At 72.4% G+C, this 21,125-nt stretch carries 16 protein-coding genes and 1 pseudogene; 8 read left to right on the top strand and 9 right to left on the bottom strand.

Annotation, left to right across the window (positions count from 1 at the left end):
* Position 1: 1 nt before the first annotated feature.
* The 3 genes from FE374_RS10760 to FE374_RS10750 all read left to right on the top strand — a co-directional run bounded on the left by FE374_RS10760 (position 2) and on the right by FE374_RS10750 (position 3,027).
* Entirely contained in the window at positions 2-1,171 is a 1,170-nt protein-coding gene (locus FE374_RS10760; protein ID WP_230978259.1) for an ABC transporter permease, read from the top strand.
* Complete coding sequence (locus tag FE374_RS10755; RefSeq protein WP_230978258.1) at positions 1,168-2,331, top strand: ABC transporter permease; 1,164 nt, start codon at positions 1,168-1,170, stop codon at positions 2,329-2,331. Before FE374_RS10760 ends, FE374_RS10755 begins: the two co-directional genes overlap by 4 nt.
* Positions 2,332-2,403: 72 nt before the next feature.
* The gene (locus FE374_RS10750; protein ID WP_139928952.1) at positions 2,404-3,027 is read left to right on the top strand and encodes a dihydrofolate reductase family protein; all 624 of its coding nucleotides are present in this window, start codon (positions 2,404-2,406) and stop codon (positions 3,025-3,027) included.
* Positions 3,028-3,286: 259 nt separating this feature from the next.
* Here FE374_RS10750 and FE374_RS10745 read toward each other — a convergent pair whose 3' ends face one another.
* From FE374_RS10745 to FE374_RS10730, 4 genes and pseudogenes are all read right to left on the bottom strand, one after another.
* Positions 3,287-4,675 carry an aspartate aminotransferase family protein gene (locus tag FE374_RS10745; RefSeq protein WP_139928950.1) on the bottom strand — a complete coding sequence of 463 codons (1,389 nt, stop codon included), beginning with the start codon at positions 4,673-4,675 and terminating at the stop codon, positions 3,287-3,289.
* 106 nt (positions 4,676-4,781) lie between these two features.
* On the bottom strand, positions 4,782-6,338 hold the full coding sequence (locus FE374_RS10740) for an APC family permease (RefSeq protein WP_139928948.1): 1,557 nt from the start codon (positions 6,336-6,338) through the stop codon (positions 4,782-4,784).
* Complete coding sequence (locus FE374_RS10735; protein WP_139928946.1) at positions 6,335-7,192, bottom strand: universal stress protein; 858 nt, start codon at positions 7,190-7,192, stop codon at positions 6,335-6,337. The genes FE374_RS10740 and FE374_RS10735 overlap by 4 nt, the downstream gene beginning before the upstream one ends.
* Positions 7,193-7,227: 35 nt before the next feature.
* A pseudogene (locus FE374_RS10730) lies at positions 7,228-7,362 on the bottom strand (FAD-dependent oxidoreductase); the annotation flags it as partial.
* A gap of 197 nt (positions 7,363-7,559) precedes the next feature.
* Here FE374_RS10730 and FE374_RS10725 point away from each other — a divergent pair.
* Positions 7,560-8,219: a TetR/AcrR family transcriptional regulator gene (locus FE374_RS10725; protein ID WP_230978257.1), complete on the top strand. Its 660-nt coding sequence runs from the start codon at positions 7,560-7,562 to the stop codon at positions 8,217-8,219.
* 139 nt (positions 8,220-8,358) lie between these two features.
* Here the strand turns inward: FE374_RS10725 and FE374_RS10720 are convergent, their stop codons facing one another.
* Positions 8,359-9,801 (bottom strand): gamma-aminobutyraldehyde dehydrogenase, encoded by a 1,443-nt coding sequence (locus FE374_RS10720; RefSeq protein ID WP_179957307.1) that lies wholly within the window; start codon positions 9,799-9,801, stop codon positions 8,359-8,361.
* Between the two features lie 194 nt (positions 9,802-9,995).
* Positions 9,996-11,507 carry a PucR family transcriptional regulator gene (locus tag FE374_RS10715; RefSeq protein ID WP_139928940.1) on the bottom strand — a complete coding sequence of 504 codons (1,512 nt, stop codon included), beginning with the start codon at positions 11,505-11,507 and terminating at the stop codon, positions 9,996-9,998.
* Positions 11,508-11,645: 138 nt separating this feature from the next.
* Here FE374_RS10715 and gabT point away from each other — a divergent pair, with 138 nt between their 5' ends.
* The 3 genes from gabT (at position 11,646) to FE374_RS10700 (ending at position 15,853) form a co-directional block, all read left to right on the top strand.
* Complete coding sequence (gene gabT / locus FE374_RS10710; RefSeq protein ID WP_139928938.1) at positions 11,646-12,998, top strand: 4-aminobutyrate--2-oxoglutarate transaminase; 1,353 nt, start codon at positions 11,646-11,648, stop codon at positions 12,996-12,998.
* Positions 12,995-14,287, top strand: a complete 1,293-nt coding sequence (locus FE374_RS10705) for a Glu/Leu/Phe/Val family dehydrogenase (RefSeq protein WP_230978256.1) — start codon at positions 12,995-12,997, stop codon at positions 14,285-14,287. The genes gabT and FE374_RS10705 overlap by 4 nt, the downstream gene beginning before the upstream one ends.
* A gap of 66 nt (positions 14,288-14,353) precedes the next feature.
* A complete protein-coding gene (locus FE374_RS10700) occupies positions 14,354-15,853 on the top strand; it encodes an NAD-dependent succinate-semialdehyde dehydrogenase (protein ID WP_139928936.1) in 1,500 nt (499 codons plus the stop codon).
* 207 nt (positions 15,854-16,060) lie between these two features.
* Here FE374_RS10700 and FE374_RS10695 read toward each other — a convergent pair whose 3' ends face one another.
* Genes FE374_RS10695 through FE374_RS10685 form a run of 3 tightly spaced genes read right to left on the bottom strand, consistent with a single transcriptional unit; the run spans position 16,061 to position 19,474 of the window.
* Positions 16,061-16,834 (bottom strand): enoyl-CoA hydratase-related protein, encoded by a 774-nt coding sequence (locus tag FE374_RS10695; protein WP_139928934.1) that lies wholly within the window; start codon positions 16,832-16,834, stop codon positions 16,061-16,063.
* Positions 16,831-18,684, bottom strand: a complete 1,854-nt coding sequence (locus tag FE374_RS10690) for an acyclic terpene utilization AtuA family protein (RefSeq protein WP_139928932.1) — start codon at positions 18,682-18,684, stop codon at positions 16,831-16,833. The genes FE374_RS10695 and FE374_RS10690 overlap by 4 nt, the downstream gene beginning before the upstream one ends.
* A gap of 40 nt (positions 18,685-18,724) precedes the next feature.
* On the bottom strand, positions 18,725-19,474 hold the full coding sequence (locus FE374_RS10685; RefSeq protein ID WP_230978255.1) for a TetR/AcrR family transcriptional regulator: 750 nt from the start codon (positions 19,472-19,474) through the stop codon (positions 18,725-18,727).
* Positions 19,475-19,549: 75 nt separating this feature from the next.
* Between FE374_RS10685 and FE374_RS10680 the strand changes: the two genes are divergently transcribed.
* Entirely contained in the window at positions 19,550-21,124 is a 1,575-nt protein-coding gene (locus tag FE374_RS10680) for a carboxyl transferase domain-containing protein (protein WP_139928930.1), read from the top strand.
* The last annotated feature ends 1 nt before the right edge of the window (position 21,125 follow it).

The raw sequence follows: 21,125 nt of genomic DNA, 5'->3' as shown, positions 1-21,125 counted from the left end.
CATGCGCCAGCTCTGGACCATGACAGCCGCGGACCTGCGGCTGCGCGTGCGGGACAAGTCGGTCTTCATCTTCGCGATCGTCGTGCCGCTCGGGCTGATGTTCGTCCTCAACCTCACGTTCGGCTCGACCCAGAACCTCGAGCTGGAGCCTGTGACGGTTGCGGCCCATGCCGAGCCCGACGACCAGCTCGGGCAGGTGCTGCTCGGCGTGCTCGACCAGCTGGAGGTCCTCGACGTCACGATCGAGGAGGTCCCGGCCGCGGACGTCCGCGACCGGGTCGACAGTGGTGACGCGCAGCTGGGCGTGGTGGTGCCCGCCGGGTTCTCCGACTCGTTCACCACCGGGGCTGGCGGCGCCGTCGTCGACATCACCGAGGGCGAGGGGTCGGGCATCGAGATCGACATCCTCTACTCAGTCCTCCAGGGCACCATCGACCAGTTCGCCGCCGGCGCCCAGGCCGCCGCGGCCGGCGCCCAGCTCGGCCTGGCACCGGACCAGCTTGGCCAGATCGCCGAGCAGGCCGCTAGCCCCGGCACGACCCTCACGATGACCCAGGGTGAGGCCTCCTCCGAGCAGCTCAGCGTCGGCGGTGCCCTGGTGGCCGGCCAGGCGGGCCTGTTCCTGCTCTTCACCGTGGGGTTCGGCGTGCTGTCGCTGGTTGCCGAGCGCGAGTTCGGCACCCTGGCCCGTCTGCGCTCGATGCCCATGCGCGCGGGCACGATCGTGGCCGCCAAAGGGCTCGTCAGCTTCATTCTCGGGATCGTCGCCACGAGTGTGCTGCTGACCGTCGGCTCCCTGCTCTTCGACGTCGACTTCGGCTCGCCGGTGGCCGTCGCGGTGCTGGTGGTGTGCGTGGTGGTCGCCGGGACGTCGCTGATGTTCATCGTCGCCCGGCTCGCCAAGACGGCGGAGCAGGCGAACATCCTGCAGTCCATCATCGCGTTCGTGCTCGGCATGGCCGGCGGGGCGTTCTTCCCGATCGCCGCCACCGGGACGGTGGGGCACGTGCTGGACCTCAACCCGGTCGCGGCGTTCACCCGCGGGCTGGGGATCACCTCCGGCGGCGGCGGGCTCGCGGACCTCGGTGTGCCGGTGGTGACCATGCTCGGCTTCGCGGTGGTGTGCCTGGCCGTCTCCCGACTCGTACCCGACCGGGGGAGGAACCTGTGAGATCCGTGCTCGCCATCGCGGGAGTGGAGCTGCGCCGGTTCCTGCGCGACCGGTCCAACATCTTCTTCGTCTTCATCATGCCGCTGCTGCTGGTCCTGGTGATCGGCTCCCAGTTCGGCGGTGATGGGTCCCAGGGGCGCGTGGTGGTCGTGGGGGAGTCGACCGACCTGCGCGACGCCCTGGTCACCGAGATGGAGGACGACGACGTCGCCGTCACCTTCGCCGATGCCGACGACGCCCGGGAGCAGCTCGCCCGTGGCCGCTCCGACGTCGCCGTCCTGGTCTCCGAGGACGACGCCGCAGCCTTCACCGCCGGCGACACCGCTGACATCGAGGTGGTCCTCGGCTCCCAAGCCGGTGCGCAAGCCACGTTCCAACGGGTGCGGACCGCGATGCAGGCCGTGGCCACCGAGCGCAACCAGCTGAGCGCGCTGATCGACGCCGGCGCCGAGGAGTCCGCGGCGGCCACGGCGCTGGCGGCCGCCGCCGAGACCGTCAACCCGCCCAGCCTTGAAGTGACCAACGTCGACGACATCTCCGAGGCGTTCGCGGGCTCGTCCGGGTTCGACGTCGGCGCCGCCGCCGAGACGCTGCTGTTCGTCTTCCTCGCCTCCCTGGCCGGCTCCGCGACCCTCATCCAGGCGCGCCGTCACGGCGTGATGAGCCGCACGCTCGCGGCGCCGGTCTCCACCGGCATGGCCGTCGCAGGTCAGGCGACGGGCCGGTTCGCCATCGCGGTGTTCCAGGGCGCCTACATCATGATCGGCACCGCCGTGCTGTTCGGGGTGGACTGGGGCAACATCGCGCTGTCGGGGCTGGTGCTCGTGGTCTTCAGCCTCGTCGCCGCCGCCGGAGCCATGGTGATCGGGTCGGTCATGGACAGCGAGGGCGCCGCCGCCGGCGTCGGCATCGGGACCGGCCTCATCCTGGCCGCCCTCGGTGGGTGCATGGTGCCCTTGGAGATCTTCCCCGACTCACTGCAGCGGATCGCCCACGTGACGCCGCACGCCTGGGCGTACGAGGCGTTCGCGGAGATCCAGCGCCGCGGCGGGTCGCTGACGGACATCCTCCCGCAGCTGGGCGTGCTGGCCGCGATGGCGGCGGTGCTCCTCGCGCTGGGTGCGTGGCTGCTCCGCCGGAGCCTCACCCGGGCGCTGTGAGCACCCGGCGGTTGCACGCCGTGCACGGCCCCGGGATCATCGTGCCCATTCGCGGCTGAGGGGTTGGTGGACATGGGCACCGTGATCTACTCGCTGTCGATGTCGCTCGACGGGTTCGTAGAGACGCCGAGCCGGTCGCTGGACTGGGTCCAGGTGGACGAGGAGCTGCACTCGTTCTTCAACGAGCAGTCCCGGAAGGTGACCACCTCCCTGTACGGGCGGCGGATGTACGAGCTCATGGCGGGGTACTGGCCGACGGCACCGTCTGACCCGGACGCCAGCCCGGTGGAGCGCGAGTTCGCCGAGATCTGGGCCCAGACGCCGAAGGTCGTGTTCTCCTCGACCCTGCGGGAGGTCGGGTGGAACAGCCGGCTCGTCCGGGGTGACCCGGTCGAGGAAGTGCGGCGGCTGAAGGCCGATCCCGCTGCGGTCATCGACGTCGGCGGCCCCGCGCTTGCCGGCACCCTGATCCGTGCCGGGCTGGTCGACGAGTACGGCGTCGCCGTGCACCCGGTGGTGCTCGGCGCGGGCACGCCCTACCTCCCGGCATTGGACCAACGGCTCGGGCTGCGGCTGCTCGAGACCCGGAACTTCGCCTCGGGTGTGGTCTTCCTGCGCTACGCGGCGGAGACGACGACGGACGCGGCAGCGGAGAGGACGACGGGAGCGGCGACGGCGGAGCCCGACCCGAGCTGACGGCGGCCGCTTCCGCGGAAGCGCGTGCCCGCGTTCGGTGGGGGGCCGGGGCACGGCGCGGGCGCTGCGGCCTGGACGAGACCGCCGGCCCCGTCCCGGCGAGTGCCGGGCCGGGGCCCACCTCAGTGTCACGACCGTCGACGGGCCGTGTCGCGATACGCCCTCGGGCGAGCTTCGCCGTCGGGCGTCTCACGCCGTCAGGTCGCGTTCCGCCGTCGGGCGTCTCACGCCGTCAGGTCGCGTTCCGCCGTCGGGCGTCTCACGCCGTCAGGTCGCGCGCCAACTCTTCGAAGCAGGCGATGTAGGCGTCGATGGCCTCGTCGGTGTGGGTGACCGAGAGGGTCCACTCCTCCTCACGGCCCGGTGTCATGAAGATGCCGCGGTTCATGTTGAACAGCCACGCCAGCTCGGACAGGTCGGCGTCCTGGTTGGCCTTGAAGGTCTCGTAGTCCACCACCTTCTCGGGGGAGAAGGTGACGCAGCCCTTGGAGCCGATGCCGACGGTGTACCCGGGCAGGCCGTAACGGTCCACGATGCCCTGGCACCCGGTGACGATGCGCTCGTTGAGGCGGTCGAGGTGCTCGTACGCCTCGGGGGTGAGCACATCGAGCAGGCTGGCCCGGGCGGCCGCCATGCTCAGGGGGTTGCCGTTGTAGGTGCCCACCTGGTACACGGTGCCGTCCTCGACCACCCGCATGATCTCCTCACTGCCGCCGATAGCACCCGAGGGGAGGCCGCCGCCGAGGGCCTTAGCGAGGGTGACCATGTCCGGGATGACCCCGAACTTGTCGGTGGCGCCGCCGGGGGCGATGCACAGGCCCGTCTTGACCTCGTCGAAGATGAGGACGATGCCGTGGCTTCGTGTGATCTCGCGGACGGCCTCGAGGTACCCGGGCTCGGGCAGCACGACACCGAGGTTCATCATGGCCGGCTCCATGATCACGCAGGCGGGCAGGCGGCCCTCCTGGGCGAGGCGCTCGATGCGGCGCTCCATGGCGCCGGCGTCGTTGAACGGCACAGCGACGGTCATGTCGACCGTGGCCTGCGGGATGCCGCCGCCGTAGGCTAGCGAGGCGAGGTTCTCCCGGTCGCCGATCTTGTCGTACTCCACCCCGATGGAGACCATGACGGTGTCGTGGTGGCCGTGGTAAGAGCCGAAGATCTTCATCACGGTGTCGCGGCCCGTGTAGGCGCGGGCGATGCGGATGGCGTCCATCGTCGACTCCGAACCGGAGTTGGTGTAGCGCCACTTGGGCAGCCCCCACCGCCGGGCGAGCTCGTTGCCGACGACGATCGCGTCCTCGGTGGGCGCGGCGAAGTGGGTGCCGTTGGGGTAGCGCTCGGCGACGGCCTTGCCGATGGCGGGGTGCGCGTGGCCCTGCACCATCGAGCCGAAGCCGTTGTGGAAGTCCCAGTACTCGTTGCCGTCCACGTCGCGCACCTTCGGGCCCTGGCCGCCCTCGAGGTAGATGGGCCAGGGGTCGCGCAGCTGGTACGAGGACGCGACGCCGCCGCTGAGGTGCTCGGCGGCGCGTGTGTACATCTCCCGGGAGCGCTGCGTGCGGGCGTCCAGTGCCGCGGCCTCGCGTTCGATGAGCTCGGTGATGCGCTGGCGGGAGATCTTCTTGGCAGTCTCGGTGGTGGTCATGATGTTTCCTCCGCCCGGCCGGCCTGGCGCGCGGGCACGTAGTGGTCCGATGTCACCCGGCCGACCTGGCACCGGGCTGGTGCGGTATACCGCGAAGGGTGGCTGCTCAGACCTCCTCGTGATCATGGACCGACAAGGAGTCCCCACGGACGATCGTCGCGCCACGGAAGAACCCGGGTCGCCGCAGGTACTGCACGGTCATCACCACGAGGCCGAGCGCAAGGATCCCGACCCCGAGGATGAACACGAGGCCTACCCCGCCGACGTTCGATCCGGAGCCGTAGGCCGGGTGCATCGAGTCCACCGACGTCTGGACGAAGAACACGAGCAGCAACAGCCCGCCCACGAGCGGGGCGAGGAACTTCCCGAGGAACGAGCGCGCCGTCGAGAAGGCTTCCTTGCGGAAGAACCACACGCACGCCAGCGCGGTGACGCCGTAGTAGAAGCAGACCATCATGCCCAGGGCCGTGATCGTGTCCCACAGGACGTCCTCGGAGAGCACGCGCATGACCGCGTAGAACACCGAGGCGACGACGGCGGCGGCCACGGTCGCGTAGCCCGGGGACTGGAATTTGGGGGTGATGCGGGCGTACTTGGGGCTCAGCGCGCCGTAGTGCCCCATCGCCAGCATCGTGCGGGCGGGGGAGACGAATGTCGACTGCAGCGAGGACGCCGAGGAGGAAAGGACGGCGAGGGACATGAGGATCGCCGTCGGGCCCATCACCGGCCCGGCGAGCGCGGCAAAGATGTTCTCCTGGATGTCGGGGTTGCCCAGGCCGAGCTCGCCGTCGCCGACGCCGGCGAAGGTGAGCACCGCCAGTGCGATGGTCATGTACAGCGCGACGATGACGAAGATCGTCGTGGTCGCCGCGCGGCCCGGGGTGGTTGCGGCCCCCTTCGTCTCCTCGTTGATCGTGAGCACCACGTCCCAGCCCCAGTAGATGAACACCGAGAGCGAGACACCGGCGGCGAAGGCGGAGAAGGAGGAGACGTTGAACGGGTTGAACCAGCCCGGGTCGACGCTCAGGCCCTCGAATGCGGTGCCGCCGGAGACATGGGCGAACGCGGCCACCGAGAACCACACCAGCACGACCAGCTGGAACGCGACCAGGACGTACTGGACGATCTTCGTGGTCTCGATGCCGCGGTAGGAGATCCAGCAGGCCACCGCCATGAACACCAGGCAGGTGAGGACGTTGACCGGCACGTTGCGGGTGAGCTCGGCCAGCTCCGGATTTCCGGTGAGCTGGGCCAGGAGCAGGTAGAAGAAGTCGACGGCGATGCCGGCGAGGTTCGACAGCACGAGGATGGTCGCGGCCAGCAGGCCCCAACCCCCCATCCAACCCACCCACGGCCCGAAGGCACGGGAGGTCCAGGTGAACGTGGTGCCCGAGTCCGGCATCGCCGTGTTGAGGTACCGGTAGCCGACCGCGACGAGCAGCATCGGGATGAACCCGACGAGGAAGATTGCCGGCAGCTGCTCACCGACGACGGCGGCGGTCGGGCCGAGCGCACCGGAGAGGGTGTAGGCCGGGGCGATGCAGGAGACGCCGATGACCACGGAGCCGAGCAGGCCCACCCTGCCCGCTCTCAGTCCCTTGGCCCCGACGGCGGTGTCGGGGACCGGACGCTCCGGTGCGTCCGAGCGGGCGGGGGCCGTCATGCCCCGATGCTCTCGTGGCGCGGGACGACGATCATCGGGACGGGAAGGTGCCGGAGCATCCGCGCCGCGGTGGAGCCGAGAAACGTCTGATTTCCCTGTGCGAGCCGGGAGGAGCCGATCATCAGCACGCTGCCCGGGTGCCAGCCGACCGACCCGATGGCCTGTTTCATGTTCCGTCCTTGCCCGATCTCGAAGGTGACCTCGTTGTCCTGCAGGCGATTCATCGTGTGGTCCATCAGCTCCTCGACCCGGCGCCGTGCGTCCTCGTCCGCGCCGGCGCGCCCGTCGAGCTCCAGGAGGGAGAGCAGCCGGAGCTCCATGCCGGAGCGAGCCACCCCCTCGACGGCCTCCTCGACGACGAGCTGGGCCCCGGGCCGGGTGCCCAGCGCGCAGTAGAGGCGCTCGAGCCGGCCGGCTGGGGTGTACTTGCGTGGCGCCATCGCCACGGGCACCGGCGAGGCGTGCAGCAGTGCCGTCGCCACGGGGCCGATGGTGAAGGCGAGCTTGCCGCCGCCGGAGGCAGCGCCCACCACGATCATCGCGGCGTCCAGGTCGGCCGCCGCCTCCAGCACCCCCTGTGCGATCGAGCGGTTGCGGCGCAGATGTGTCCGGACGGTCAGGCCTTCGGGTACCAGCGTGAGGGCCTCGGCGAGCCACTCCTCGGCCTGCTCGCGTACCAGCGGGGTGACGTCGCCGACGGGCGGGTACGCGGTCCCATAAGGATCGTCGTCCTTGACCACCAAGACGATGTCCAGCTCGGCCTTGAAGGACTCGGCGAGGGCCACACCGAGCCGTAGCGCATCCTTGCTGCGCTTGTCGCCGCCGTAGGCGACCAGGTACCGGGCGGCGCTCATGCGGTCACCGTCTTGGAGCCGCTGGCCCGCGCGGCGCCGACCCGGTCGCGCGCCTCGAGGACGGAGACGCTCACGCCTGCGCGCGTCAGCCGCCGTGCGGCCATCAGGCCGGTGGCCCCCGCGTCGACGACGGCGACGTCACGATCGATCAGCTGGTGTTGCGGGTTCATTGAGCTCGCTTCGGGAGTGGTCTGGGTGTGTGCGGCGGTGTCCGTTTGGTGCGCTTCGTTGCGTCGTGGGCGAGTCGGGACCTCCGACCCCCATATGAACGTGAATCATTTACCCTCAACGAGGTGGGTGTCGTCAAGACCACACGGCGTGTCGTCGGGGAGCGGCAAGGCGCCCGATGCGGGAAGGATGTCTGGTTGTGACAGCAAACGGCGCGCGCGGACGCGGGCGACCCGTCGCGCCGGTGCTCTCGGCGGGGAAGATCACCGCGGCCGCGATGACGCTCATCGAGGCCCGCGGCTATGGCGCGTTGACGATGGCGGCGCTGGCGCGGGAGCTGAAGGTGTCGCCGTCGGCCCTGTACAACCACGTCACCGCCAAGCAGGACCTGCTGCGGTGGATCCAGGACCACCTCAACCAGCGGCTCGACTGTTCCGCGTTCGCGACCGAGGCATGGGACGTGGCCCTGGAGCGCTGGGCACGGTCCTACCGGGACACCTACGCCCAGCACGCCCCCCTGGTTCCGGTCATCGCCGTCGCCCCGATCCGCGGGGCACCGCACACGGTCGAGATGTACGAGCAGGTGGCGGCGGGCCTGCAGCGCGGCGGATGGCCGGACGCGCTGATCGCCGAGACGATCGTGGCCGTGGAGTCGTTCGTGCTCGGGTCGGCGATGGACGCGACATCGCCGGTGGACGTCTTCGAGGTGGGGGACTTGGTGGCGCGGGCGCCGGTCTTCACCACAGCGGTCAAGGCCAGGCGGGGCGACGACCCGGCGCGGGCCGCGTTCGAGCTCGGGCTCACCGCCCTCGTCGAGGGCCTGCGCGCGCGACTGAAGGCGGTCACGCCGGGGGAGTGAGTCAGCCGCGCGCCGAGCGCTCGGGGGGTCCGGCAGGGTGCACCCGCCGGACCCCCGCGCAACGAGCAGAAGCGATGACATCTCCCGGAGGAGATGACATCTCGCCATGAGAACTTCACCTCGCGGGACGAGGGGTAGCTCAGTCCTCGCCGAGCGCGTGCATGACGTGCTTGACGCGGGTGTACTCCTCCACCGAGTACAGCGACAGGTCCTTGCCGTACCCGGAGTTCTTGAACCCGCCGTGAGGCATCTCCGAGGTGAGCAGCACGTGGGTGTTGACCCACACGCAGCCGAAGTCCAGGTCACGGGACACTCGCATGGCGGTGCCGTGGTCGGCGGTCCACACGCTCGAGGCCAGGGCGTAGTCCACGCCGTTGGCCAGCGCCACCGCCTCGGACTCGGTGCTGAAGGGCTGGACGGTCAGCACCGGGCCAAACGTCTCCTCCTGCACGATCGGGTCGTCCTGTCGCACGCCGGCGACGATGGTCGGCTCGAAGAAGAAGCCTGCCTCCCCGGCCGGCTTGCCGCCGGTGACCACCGTCGCGTGCGCGGGCAGGGACTCCAGCTTCTCCTTCACGGTGGCGAAGTGGCGGGCGTTGTTGAGCGGCCCGTAGTAGTTCTTCGCGTCGTCCGGGTCACCGGTGGTGGTCGCCCGGGCCGCCTCGGCCAGCAGCTCGACGAACTGGTCGTGGACCGAGTCCTGCACGAGCACCCGGGTGGGCGCGGTGCAGTCCTGGCCGGCGTTGAACGTGCCGAACTCGACCAGCGCCTGGGCGGTGGCCGGCAGGTCCGCGTCGGCGAAGACGACGGCGGGCGCCTTGCCGCCGAGCTCGAGGTGGGTGCGTCGCACGTTCTTCGCGGCGCTGGCAGCCACCGCCTTGCCCGCGCGCACCGAACCGGTGATGGACACCATCGACGGCACGCGGTGCTCGGTCATCAGCTCGCCGGTGGAGGCGTCGCCGAGCACGATGTTGAGGACGCCGGCCGGGAGGATGTCCTGGGCAACCCGGGCGAGCTCCAGCGTCGACTCCGGGGTGGTGTCGGAGGGCTTGAGCACGACGGTGTTGCCTGCCGCGAGGGCCGGTCCGATCTTCCAGATCGCCATCATGAGCGGGTAGTTCCACGGTGTCACCTGCGCGACGACGCCCACCGGCTCGCGGCGGACGTACGAGGTGTGCCCGGCGAGGTACTCCGTGGCCGCCTTGCCCTCAAGCGTGCGGGCCGCGCCGGCGAAGAAGCGGATGTTGTCGGCGCCCGCGCCGACCTCCTCGTCGGCGATCATCTGACGCGGTTGGCCGGTGTTGCGGTGCTGGGCCTCGACCAGGGCGGTCTCGTTGGCCTCGAGCGCGTCGGCGAGCTGGAGCAGCATGCGCTGCCGTTCGCTGGGTGTGGTGCGCTTCCACGTCGTGAACGCGTTCGCGGCCGCGTCCATCGCGGCGTCGACGTCGGCCGGGCCGGAGATCGGGGAGACCGCCACCCTCTCACCCGTGGTGGGGCTGACCACGTCGAGTCGTCCTTCGCCGATCGCGTCGACGAACTCTCCACCGATGAAGTTCTGCAGGACCACGGCGTCTTGAGGCACGTACGTCACCCTCTTCTCTGAGGTTCGGAGCGCGACCGCGAAACGGCACGCGCAACTAAATGAGTGATGATCACTTTCGCATACTTGGTGGCGCCGCGACAGGCCCTTCTCGGCAGTGTCGCCCCGGTGCTGGCGTGCGCCTCGTGGGCCCTCGAGCCGGCGCGGCTCGTCAGCCCTCGAGCCGGCGCGCCTCGTCAGCCCTCGAGCCGGCGCGCGGCGTCGGCCTGCAGCGCGACCCAGGCGCTGACCCGGGTGGCGGGGTCGTCCAACGAACGGCCGAGCGCCACCTCGATCTCCTCGAGCCGGTGCCGCACCGTGTTGCGGTGCACCGTGAGCTCGGCGGCGACTTTTCCCCGTGAGCCGTGGTGGCGCAGGAAGGCCCGGAGCGTGAGCAGGAGATCCGCCCGGCCAGCGATCGGGCCGAGGAAGGAGGCCGCGAACGCGGCCGCGGCCCGGTCGCCCACCAGGGCCAGCACCCCGTCGTCGACCAGCTCGTCCCAGTGCACCACCGGGACCACGTCGGTGGTCTGTGCCAGCGCGTACCGGGCGGTCGTGGCCGCCCGCTCGCCGTCGTCGAGCCCGACGGCGGCGCCCACGCCCACCCGTAGGCCGAGCTCAGCCAGGCGGGCGGCGGCGAGCTCGACCCGCTCGGGCGCGTCGGCCAGGCGGAGCACGTCCCCGGCAGGCCCGGCCAGCAGCACCGGCGTGCCGCGCGCCGCCGGCGCCGATTCGAGCACGCCAACCGCTTCGGCGACGGCGTCCGGGTCGCCGGTGGCCCAGGCCACGCGGATCCGCTCAGGCAGCTCGGCCTCGCCGGGCCGGTCGTCGGCGGCGGCGAGGAGGACCGCAGTGGTACGGGCGTCACCTCCCAGGAGCAGCTCGAGCGCCCGGGCCCGCAGGCGCCGGTCGGTCTCGCGCCGGTCGTGGCGTCGCTCCGCGGCGAGGCCGAGGAGCGCGACGGCGGTGGTGACGGCGCCGCGCTGGCCGTCCGTGAGTGGCTGCGGGGACCACACCGCGAGGTAGCCCTCCGGCCGCGTGCCCACGCCGACGGGCTGGATGACGACCGTGTGTCCGCCGACGGTGACCGACGCGGACGTCCGTAACCCCTGTGGCCGGATACGCGCCACCTCCGCGGCCATGTCGAGGCTCGGGGGTGGTGGGGTGCCCACCGGTCCGCCGTCGGGCGTCCCCGTGCTGGTGAGCAGCGCCGTGCCGCCATCCACCTGGCCGGACAGCGTGCGCAGCAGGGCGCCGGGGTCGTCGCGGCGCGCCGCCGCCTCCGTCAGCTCACGCTGCATCACCACCGCCCGACGGGAGTCCGCCCGGTCCCGCTCCTCCAGCAGGCGTGCCGTGAGACGCGAGATCGCCACGAACGGGGTGTGCCGCGGAACCTCGAAGAGGTTGACCTCCCGCGCCCGGCAGGCCCTCTCGAGCCGGTCCGGCACCCGGTCGTGCGTGAGCCCCGTCGCGAAGCCGATGGCGGCCACGCCCGCCGCGCGCAGCCGGGCGACGTAGCCCTCCCACTCGTCACGCCACCCGCTGGTGTCCAGGCCGGTGGTCAGCAGCACCTCGCCGCCCTCGAGGAAGGGGCTCGGGTCGGCCAGCTCACTCGTGGCAACCCAGCGCACCGGCTCCGCCGGGCGCGGCACGAACACGCCCCGCAGGGCGAGCGCCGGCTGGGCGAGCACGTCCTGCACCCCGACCATGGGTGACACCCTTGCACACCCCACGTTCAAAGATTGTGCAGGTACGACGTATCGGACGTGCGACGCTGGCTCTAGCGTGATCACCACACGCCCGCGCCGGGTCTCCCTGCGTGGCGTCCTCACCGACTGGAGCCGCAGATGTCCCTTGTGACCCCCACCGCCGTCGGCGGTCCCGCCCTGGCGCAGGAGCGTCGCCTGGTCACCGCCATCCCGGGTCCGCGCTCGCGTGGGCTGGCCGAGCGCCAGGGCCGGGCCGTCGCCCGCGGCGTGAGCACCACGATGCCGGTCTTCGCCGCCGCAGCCGGTGGCGGCGTCGTCGTCGACGTCGACGGCAACTCCCTCATCGACCTCGGCTCGGGCATCGCGGTGACGACCGTCGGCAACAGCGCCCCTCGGGTGGTCGAGGCGGTGACGGCGCAGGCGGCCGCGTTCACCCACACCTGCTTCATGATCACGCCCTACGAGGGGTACGTCGCGGTGGCGGAGCAGCTCAACGCGCTGACCCCCGGCGACCACGCGAAGCGCACCGCGCTGTTCAACTCTGGGGCGGAGGCCGTGGAGAACGCGGTGAAGATCGCCCGCGCCTACACCAGGAAGGACGCCGTCGTCGCGTTCGACCACGCCTACCACGGCCGCACCAACCTCACGATGGCCCTCACGGCGAAGAACCAGCCGTACAAGAGCGGCTTCGGTCCGTTTGCGCCCGAGGTCTACCGCGCCCCCCTGTCCTACCCCTATCGCGACGGCCTGACCGGCGCGGAGGCCGCCAGGCGCGCAATCTCCACCATCGAGAAGCAGGTGGGCGCCGAGAACCTCGCGGCACTGGTGATCGAGCCGATCCAGGGCGAGGGCGGCTTCATCGTGCCGGCGGAGGGCTTCCTCCCGGCCCTGGTGCAGTGGTGCCGCGCCAACGACGTCGTCTTCATCGCCGACGAGGTCCAGAGCGGCATCGCCCGCACCGGTGCGATGTACGCCAGCGAGCACGAGGGCATCGTGCCCGACCTGGTGGTCACCGCGAAGGGCGTGGCCGACGGGCTGCCGCTGTCCGCGGTGACCGGGCGTGCGGAGATCATGGACGCCGCCGGGCCCGGCGGTCTCGGCGGCACCTACGGCGGCAACCCGCTCGCCGTCGCCGCCGCCCTGGCCACGCTGGAGACCATCCGGCAGGACGGCCTGCTCGAACGCGCCCGCGCGATCGGTGAGCTCCTCGTCGGCCGGCTCCGCGACCTGCAGGCACGTGACGCCCGGGTGGGCGACGTGCGCGGTCGCGGCGCCATGATCGCCGTCGAGCTGGTGGACCCCGTCACGGCCCAGCCCGACGCGGCTCTGGCCAAGGCGGTGGCCGGTGCGGCTCACGCCGCCGGGGTCATCGTCCTGACCTGTGGCACCTACGGCAATGTCCTGCGTTTCCTGCCACCGTTGTCCATACCCGATGGTCTCCTCGCGGAGGCTCTCGACGTGCTGGACGACGTATTCGAGGAGATCAAGTGACCACCGCCCTGACCACCGCGCCCACCCTGGCGGCCCCCGCGCCGGCCGGCACCCCGCTGGACGACGCGCGCGCCCAGCTCACGGAGGCCGCGCAGTTCCTGGGGCTGTCCGACGGCCTGCACCGGCTGCTCGCCACCCCCCGACGGGAGGTGACGGTCTCCATCCCGCTGCGTCGTGACGACGGCAGCCAGGACCTGTTCATCGGCCACCGCGTGCAGCACAACTTCTCGCGCGGGCCGGCGAAGGGTGGGATCCGTTACGCACCGAACGTGGATCTGGACGAGGTCCGTGCCCTGGCGATGTGGATGACGTGGAAGTGCGCCCTGCTCGATGTGCCCTACGGTGGCGCGAAGGGTGGGGTGCGCATCGACCCGCGCAACTACTCGGCGAACGAGCTGGAGCGCGTCACGCGCCGGTTCACCTCAGAGATCCTCCCGGTCATCGGCCCGGAGAAGGACATCCCGGCGCCGGACATCGGCACCGACGAGAAGACGATGGCCTGGATGATGGACACCTACTCCGTCGCCTCCGGGCACACCGTGCTCGGCGTGGTCACTGGCAAGCCGATCGCGCTGGGCGGCTCGCTCGGCCGGGCCACCTCGACGTCACGCGGGGTGGTGGACGTGGCCCTGGCGGCCCTCGCCTCCCGCGGCCTGCCGATCGCCTCCGGCACGACCGCCGCGGTGCAGGGCTTCGGCAAGGTCGGTCGCGGCGCGGCCAGGTTCCTGGCGGACGCCGGCCTGACGGTCACCGCCGTCTCCGACCAGTACGGCGGCCTCGTCAGCACCGGCGGCATCGACATCCCGGCGCTCGAGCGGCACGTGGACCTCACCGGTTCGGTGGTGGGCTTCGAGGGTGCCGACCCGCTCGACGGCGCCGAGCTGCTCGAGCTGGACGTCGACCTGCTGGTGCCCGCGGCCGTCGAGGGCGTCCTCACGGCCGAGAACGCCCCGCGTGTGCAGGCCAAGGTAGTCGTGGAGGGCGCCAACGGCCCCACCACGCCCGAGGCGGACAGCATCATGCGGGAGAACGACATCCTCGTGGTGCCGGACATCCTCGCCAACGCCGGCGGCGTCGTCGTCTCCTACTTCGAGTGGGTTCAGGCCAACCAGGCGTACTGGTGGACCGAGGCCGAGGTCGAGGCCCGGCTCGAGGAGCGCATGATCGGCGCCTGGGAGCAGGTCTCCCGGTACGCCGGCAGCAAGGGCCTCACCCTGCGCACCGCCGCCACCGCCCTGGCGGTCGAGCGGGTGGCCGAGGCGCACACCCTGCGCGGCCTCTACCCGTGACCGACGCCCGTCCCTGACCACCCGCCCAGCCGCCACCCGGCGGCCTGCTCCCTTCCCGGAGGAACCATGACCAGCACCCTCGCCGGCGTCGCCGGCACCGGCCTGCGCGGTTACGTCGACGCACTCTCACCCCGTCAGGGGGTGTGGATCGACGGCAGCGGCGCCGCCGCACAGGGCGGCGGCACCTTCGCGGTCATCGACCCGGCCACCGGCGCCGCGATCACAGAGATCGCCGACGGCCGGGTGCCCGACGCCGTCGCCGCCGTCGACGCCGCCGCCCGCGCCCTGCCCGGCTGGGCCGCCACCGCCCCCCGCGAGCGCTCGGAGGTGCTGCGCCGCGCGTTCGCCCTCATGGTCGCCAGCACCGAGCAGCTCGCCGCCCTCATCTCCTGGGAGAACGGCAAGTCCCTGGCCGACGCCCGCTCCGAGGCCACCTACGCCGCGGAGTTCTTCCGCTGGTTCGCCGAGGAGGCCGTACGCACCGAGGGCGAGTACGGCTCCTCGCCCGCCGGCGGCACCCGCACCGTGGTGACGCACCGGCCGGTCGGCGTCGCCGCCCTCATCACCCCGTGGAACTTCCCGGCCGCCATGGCCACCCGGAAGATCGCCCCCGCCCTGGCCGCGGGCTGCACCGTGGTCCTCAAGCCCGCCGGCGAGACCCCCCTAACTGCGCTCGCCATCGCGAAGATCCTCACCGAGGCAGGCGTGCCCGACGGCGTCGTCAACGTCGTCCCCACGAGCTCGTCCTCCCCGCTGGTCACCGCCTGGTTGGAGGACCCGCGCGTTCGCAAGATCTCCTTCACCGGGTCGACGCCGGTGGGCCGGATCCTGCTCAAGCAGGCCGCGGACCGCGTGGTCAACAGCTCGATGGAGCTCGGCGGGAACGCCCCGTTCGTCGTCGCCGGCGACGCGGACGTCGACGCCGCCGTCGCCGGTGCCCTGGTCGCCAAGCTCCGCAACGGCGGCCAGGCCTGCACGGCCGCGAACCGGCTGTACGTGCACGCGGACGTCGTGGACGAGTTCACCGAGAAGTTCGGCGCCGCCGTCGCCGCCCTGAAGGTGGGACCGGCCCTGCAGGAGGGCACCGAGATCGGCCCGCTCATCAACGCCAAGGCTGTTGCCGGGGTGACCTCGCTGGTCGACGCCGCGGTCGCGGCCGGGGCACGGGTGACCCACCGGGCCGAGCTGCCGGCGGGCACGGAGGGCGGGTACTTCTACGCCCCCACGGTGCTGCGCGACGTCCCCGCCGACGCCGAGATCCTCCGGACCGAGATCTTCGGCCCGGTCGCCCCGATCGCCACCTGGCGCGACGACGCCGAGCTGGTCGAGATGGTCAACGACACCGAGTTCGGCCTCGCGGCATACGTGTACTCCCGCGACCTGAAGTGGGCGATGCAGACCGCCGAGAAGATCGACGCCGGGATGATCGGCGTGAACCGCGGCGTGGTGTCCGACCCCGCCACCCCGTTCGGCGGGGTCAAGCAGTCAGGCCTCGGCCGCGAGGGCGCCCGCGAGGGGCTGCGCGAGTTCCAGGAGACGCAGTACCTCAGCATCGACTGGAGCTGACCACCCGTCCGCGGCCCCTCCCTCTCCCCGAGACGTCAACACCTCGGCGAGATGTCGACACCGCGGTAGCCGGCAGCGCGGGATACCGCGCGCCGGCGGGCACGGCGGCCGTCCCGCACCGGGGACGGCCGCCGCGTCGTCGTGAGAGGCGTCGGGGCTCGGCGGTGCTCCGCAGCCGGTCTCGGTGGAGCTGCGTCGCCGGGCGTCCTAACCAGGCAGCTCCTGCACCCACGCGGGGTCGCGGCCCTCGGCCCGCGCGCGCAGGCCCTCGCGGCCCTCGGCCGAGGTGAAGTGCTCGTGCGACACCCGGCCCAGCTCGGCGAGCTCTGCGGTCAGACCACCGACCGGGGGGTCTCGCAGCAGCGCCTTGGTGGTGGCCAGGGCTCCGGGTGCACCGCGCAGCAGCATGTCGGCGAGCCGGCGAACCTCGCCGTCCAGGAGATCTGGTGGTGAGGCGGCGTCGAGCAGCCCGATCTCGCGGGCACGTGCGGCGTCGAACGGCTCGCCGGTGAGGAACAGCGCGTGCAGCGCGTGGGGAGCGACCCGGCGGCGCAGCGGGGCGGAGATGACCGCCGGGACGACGCCGAGCCGCACCTCGGGGAAGGCGAAGGTCACGATGTCCGCGGCGACGACGAGGTCGCAGGCGGCGGCCAGCCCGACGCCGCCGCCGCGGGCCGTGCCGGCCAGCCGCGCCACGACCGGTATCGGGCTGTGCCAGAGCGTGGTGAGGAGCGCGGGCAGGTCGGGGGTGCCCGGCTCGTCCGGCGTGCCCGCCTCGGTCAGGTCCGCGCCCGCGCAGAACACCGGTCCCGTGTGGGTGAGCACGATGACCCGCGTGGCTGGGTCGGCGAGGGCGTCGGCGAGCTTGGCCCCGAGCTGGGTGCGTAGCCGACGGGAGAGGGCGTTGCGGTTGGCGGGGGAGTCCAGGGTGATCGTGGTCACGGCGCCCGCGCGGTCCAGGTGCACGAGGTCGGCGCTCACGGCACGCTCCGGCTGCCCACGCTTGGTCGCTGGGCCGCGCCGGGCAGCAGCGCCGCCGGGATGTCGGCGTGCTTGGCGCGCAGGTACTCCGCCAGGCCCTTGGCCTGGGAGTCGAGGGCGAGGTCGGCGGCGACCCCGCGACCGAGCAGGCCGACGATTGTGGCGCCCACGGCGCGGAGGTTGGGCAGCTCCCACAGGCGCAGCGGCAGGCCGGCCGTCTCCGGGACCAGCTCCCGGAGGCGGGCCTCGGTCCAGAACTGCCGCAGCCAGGCGTGCGCGGCGTCGTCGCGCGCCCACACCCCCAGGGTGGCGTTGCCTCCCTTGTCGCCGGACCGGGCACCCAGCACGGTGCCCAGGGCAGCCCGGACCGTCGCGCCGCGGGGGGTGGCTGGGCTGGCGCCGTCGGGGGTGGTGGGGCTGGCGCCGTCGGAGGTGGTGGAGCTGGCGCCGACGGGGGTGGCTGGGCTGGCGCGGTCGGGGGTGGTCGCCGCGACCGCCCACGAGCGCGACCCGATGCTTACCCGCTGTACGAAGTCCTCTGCGGGCATGAGCGTGGGCCAGAAGACCGGGCACGCGCTGCCCGGGCCCGGCGGCCCCGTGAAGTAGAGACCCGGGTAGCCCGCGAGCCAGGTCTCGACGGCGGAGCGTGCGAAGCCCGCCACCTTGGCGCGGTCCCGGTCGAGGACGCTCACCGTCAGCAGTGCTACCGCCTCCCCCAGCCGGGCGGGGTCGGACCGGTCCGCCCGCAGAAGCCGGACCGCGACCTCGTCGAACGCCGCGCGGCCGCCGGGCACCGCCGCCCACAGGGCCGCCTCGGCCGCTTCCGCCTTCGCCTCGATCTCCGAACCGGTCAGCACGAAGGTCATGGCGTTGCGCCAGGCGGCGGTCACGATCGCCCCGACCTTCACGCTCGACGGGGCGGGCTCGCCGCGGGCACCGCTCAGCCGCACCCGGTCCGCGCCGGCCGGCGCCACCCGGACGGTGTCCAGCCGAGCGACGACGTCGGGGGTGAGGTAGCGCGGGCCGTCGACCTCGTAGAGGAGCTGGGCGGTGACGGTCTCCGGGGTCACCGCGCCGCCCGTCCCCGGGTGCTTGGTGATGACGGCGGAGCCGTCGGCATGGATCTCCGCGATCGGGAAGCCGACGCGGTCCAGGCCGGACAGCTCGGTGAAGAACGCGAAGTTGCCACCCGTGGCCTGCGCGCCGCACTCGATGACGTGCCCGGCTACCACCGCGCCTGCCAGGGCGTCCCAGTCCGTGCGCTGCCAGCCGTGGTGCCAGGCGGCGGGCCCGACGACCACGGCGGCGTCGGTCACCCGGCCGGTGATCACCACCTCCGCGCCGGCATCGAGCGCCTCGACGATGCCCCAGCAGCCCAGGTACGCGTTGACCGCCTCCGGCTCCGCGCCGAGGTCGGCGAACGGCTCGCCGGTGTCCAGGTGCGGCGCGGACCAGCCGGTGGCGCGGGCCTTCGCGAAGGCCTCGGTGGCATCGTCACCGTCGACGACGGCGACCCGCACCTCCCGGCCCAGGCGCTCGCCGATCCGGCGTACCGCTGCCGCGCAGTCGTGCGGGTTGAGGCCGCCGGCGTTGGAGACCACCTTCACGCCCCGGTCCAGGCAGTCGCCGAGGACGTCCTCGAGCTGGGTGACGAAGGTGGCGGCGTAGCCCGCGTCGGGGTCGCGACCGCGCTGGCGGGCGAGGACGCCCATGGTGAGCTCGGCGAGCCAGTCGCCGGTCAGCACGTCCACCGGGCCGCCGTCGAGCATCTCTCGGGCCGCGGAGAGCCGGTCGCCGAAGAACCCCGAGACGTTGGCGATCCGGATCGGTCGCGGGACTGGGTCAGCCACGGTGCTGTCCTTCCTCGAGGGGGTACGGAGCGAACGGCCGTCAGTCCGGCACGGGCGGGTCCGGGGCGAGCAGCGCGCGCAGCGCCATCCGGTGCAGCAGCCGTGCGGTCGCGGCGGGGCCCAGCCGCGCACTGTGCGGGGTGGAGTTGAGCAGCCCGAAGGCGGCGTGCGCCATCGCGGTCGCCTCGTACGGGTCGTCGGTTCGCGCCGGCGGCCCGCCGCGGGCGGCCCGAATGAGGTCGGCCCAGATTCCGACGTACGCGCGCTGGAGCCTGCGCACCGTCGCGAGGTCCTGCGCCGGCAGCGCGTCGAGGTCCCGGAGCTGGATGGTGATGAGTGCGGGATGGTCGAGCGCGAACTCGATGTGCCGGTCCACCAGCGCGATCAGCACGGCGGTGGCGCGGGCGGGGCCGAGCCCGGCGCGGTGGTGCGGATCCTGCGTCGCCGGGTCCGCCGGGTCCGCCGGGTCCGCCGGGTCCGCCGAGCCGCCGTCGTCCTCCCCGAGCTGCGCCTGGGCGCCGGCCAGGAGCTGCTCACTGATCCCCACCAGCATCTCCGCGAGGATCGCCTCCTTGCCCGCGAAGTGCCGGTAGAGCGCCGGGCCGGTGATGCCCACGGCGGCGCCGATCTCGTCGATCGGTACTCCGTGGAAGCCCTTTCGGGCGAACAGGTCGGCCGCGGCGTCGAGGATCTGCTCGCGCCGGCTGCCCGTCACCGCGCCGCGGTTGTTGCCGACCGCACCGCGGCGGTCCGGCTGAGGGGTGCCACCCATCCGCGGGACCTGGCTCATGGACACCATCGTAGACACGTGACGTTAACGATTGCTAACGTCGGGCGGGTATCGACCGCCGCACCGGGGGTGTGGATGACGAGGACGACGACGTCCGGCCAGACACTGGCCGACCTCGCGGAAGACCTGCGCGCGCGTCTGGCGGACGTCCGCCGCGGCGGGCCGGACCGTGCCCGGGAGCGCCACCTCGGCCGCGGCAAGCTCCTCGTCCGGGACCGTATCGACCTCCTCCTCGACCCCGGCTCACCCTTCTTGGAGCTCTCCCCGCTCGCCGCGACCGGGATGTACGACGACGAGGTCCCCGCCGCGGGGATCGTGACCGGCGTCGGGCGGGTCGCCGGGCGCGAGTGCGTCGTCGTCGCCAACGACGCCACCGTCAAGGGCGGCACGTATTACCCGATGACGGTGAAGAAGCACCTGCGGGCCCAGGAGGTCGCGGCCGCCAACCATCTGCCGTGCCTGTACCTGGTGGACTCCGGCGGGGCGTACCTGCCGCTGCAGGACGAGGTCTTTCCCGACCGGGACCACTTCGGGCGGATCTTCTTTAACCAGGCCCAGATGTCCGCGCGCGGCATCCCGCAGCTCGCCGCCGTGCTGGGCTCGTGCACGGCCGGCGGTGCCTACGTGCCGGCGATGGCCGACGAGTCGGTCATCGTGCGGGGCCAGGGCACCATCTTCCTGGGTGGGCCGCCGCTGGTGAAGGCCGCCACCGGCGAGGTGGTCACGGCCGAAGAGCTCGGCGGCGGCGACGTCCACGCACGGGTTTCCGGCGTCGTCGACCACCTCGCCGCAGACGACCGGGAGGCGTTGGCGGTGCTGCGCGGCGCCGTCGCCACGCTCGGCCGCGCTGCGCCGTCGTCGCTTCAGCGGGCCGTCCCGGAGGAGCCCGCCGAGGACCCCGCCGGGCTCTACGAGGTCGTGCCGGCCGACGCGCGCACCCCCTACGACGTGCGTGAGGTGATCCGCCGGATCGTCGACGGCTCCCGGCTGCGCGAGTTCAAGGCGCTCTACGGCACCACCCTGGTCTGTGGGTTCGCGCGGATCTGGGGCTACGAGGTCGGCATCGTCGCCAACAACGGCATCTTGTTCAGCGAGTCCGCCCTCAAGGGCGCGCACTTCGTCCAGCTGTGCAACCACCGCGGCATCCCGCTGGTGTTCCTGCAGAACATCAGCGGCTTCATGGTGGGCCGGGACTACGAGAACGCCGGCATCGCGAAGGACGGCGCCAAGCTGGTCACCGCCGTCGCCTGCTCGGTGGTGCCCAAGCTCACCGTGGTCATCGGGGGCTCCTTCGGGGCCGGGAACTACGCAATGAGCGGGCGAGCGTACGACCCGCGGTTCCTGTGGAGCTGGCCCAACGCGCGGATCTCCGTGATGGGCGGGGAGCAGGCGGCGACGGTGCTCGCCACCGTGCGCCGCGACGGCCTCCAGGCCCGCGGGGAGACCTGGCCGGATGCCGAGGAGGAGGCCTTCAAGGCCCCGATCCGCGAGCAGTACGCACGTCAGGGTTCCGCCTACTACGCCACCGCCCGGCTCTGGGACGACGGCGTCATCGACCCGGTCGACACCCGGCGGGTCCTCGGGCTCTGCCTCGCGGCAACCGCCAACGCCCCGGTGCCGGCACCGGCCTACGGCGTCTTCCGGATGTGAG

Source organism: Georgenia yuyongxinii (assembly GCF_006352065.1).
GTDB lineage: Bacteria > Actinomycetota > Actinomycetes > Actinomycetales > Actinomycetaceae > Georgenia > Georgenia yuyongxinii.
Note: the sequence above shows the minus strand (reverse complement) of the source record. Positions and strands in the feature narration are given on the sequence as shown.

Coding starts and splice junctions, on each gene's coding strand:
- FE374_RS10760 (WP_230978259.1), top strand. CDS start 2: ATGCGCCAGCTCTGGACCATGACAGCCGCGGACCTGCGGCTGCGCGTG.
- FE374_RS10750 (WP_139928952.1), top strand. CDS start 2,404: ATGGGCACCGTGATCTACTCGCTGTCGATGTCGCTCGACGGGTTCGTA.
- FE374_RS10745 (WP_139928950.1), bottom strand. CDS start 4,675: ATGACCACCACCGAGACTGCCAAGAAGATCTCCCGCCAGCGCATCACC.
- FE374_RS10740 (WP_139928948.1), bottom strand. CDS start 6,338: ATGACGGCCCCCGCCCGCTCGGACGCACCGGAGCGTCCGGTCCCCGAC.
- FE374_RS10735 (WP_139928946.1), bottom strand. CDS start 7,192: ATGAGCGCCGCCCGGTACCTGGTCGCCTACGGCGGCGACAAGCGCAGC.
- FE374_RS10715 (WP_139928940.1), bottom strand. CDS start 11,507: ATGGTCGGGGTGCAGGACGTGCTCGCCCAGCCGGCGCTCGCCCTGCGG.
- gabT (WP_139928938.1), top strand. CDS start 11,646: ATGTCCCTTGTGACCCCCACCGCCGTCGGCGGTCCCGCCCTGGCGCAG.
- FE374_RS10700 (WP_139928936.1), top strand. CDS start 14,354: ATGACCAGCACCCTCGCCGGCGTCGCCGGCACCGGCCTGCGCGGTTAC.
- FE374_RS10685 (WP_230978255.1), bottom strand. CDS start 19,474: ATGAGCCAGGTCCCGCGGATGGGTGGCACCCCTCAGCCGGACCGCCGC.
- FE374_RS10680 (WP_139928930.1), top strand. CDS start 19,550: ATGACGAGGACGACGACGTCCGGCCAGACACTGGCCGACCTCGCGGAA.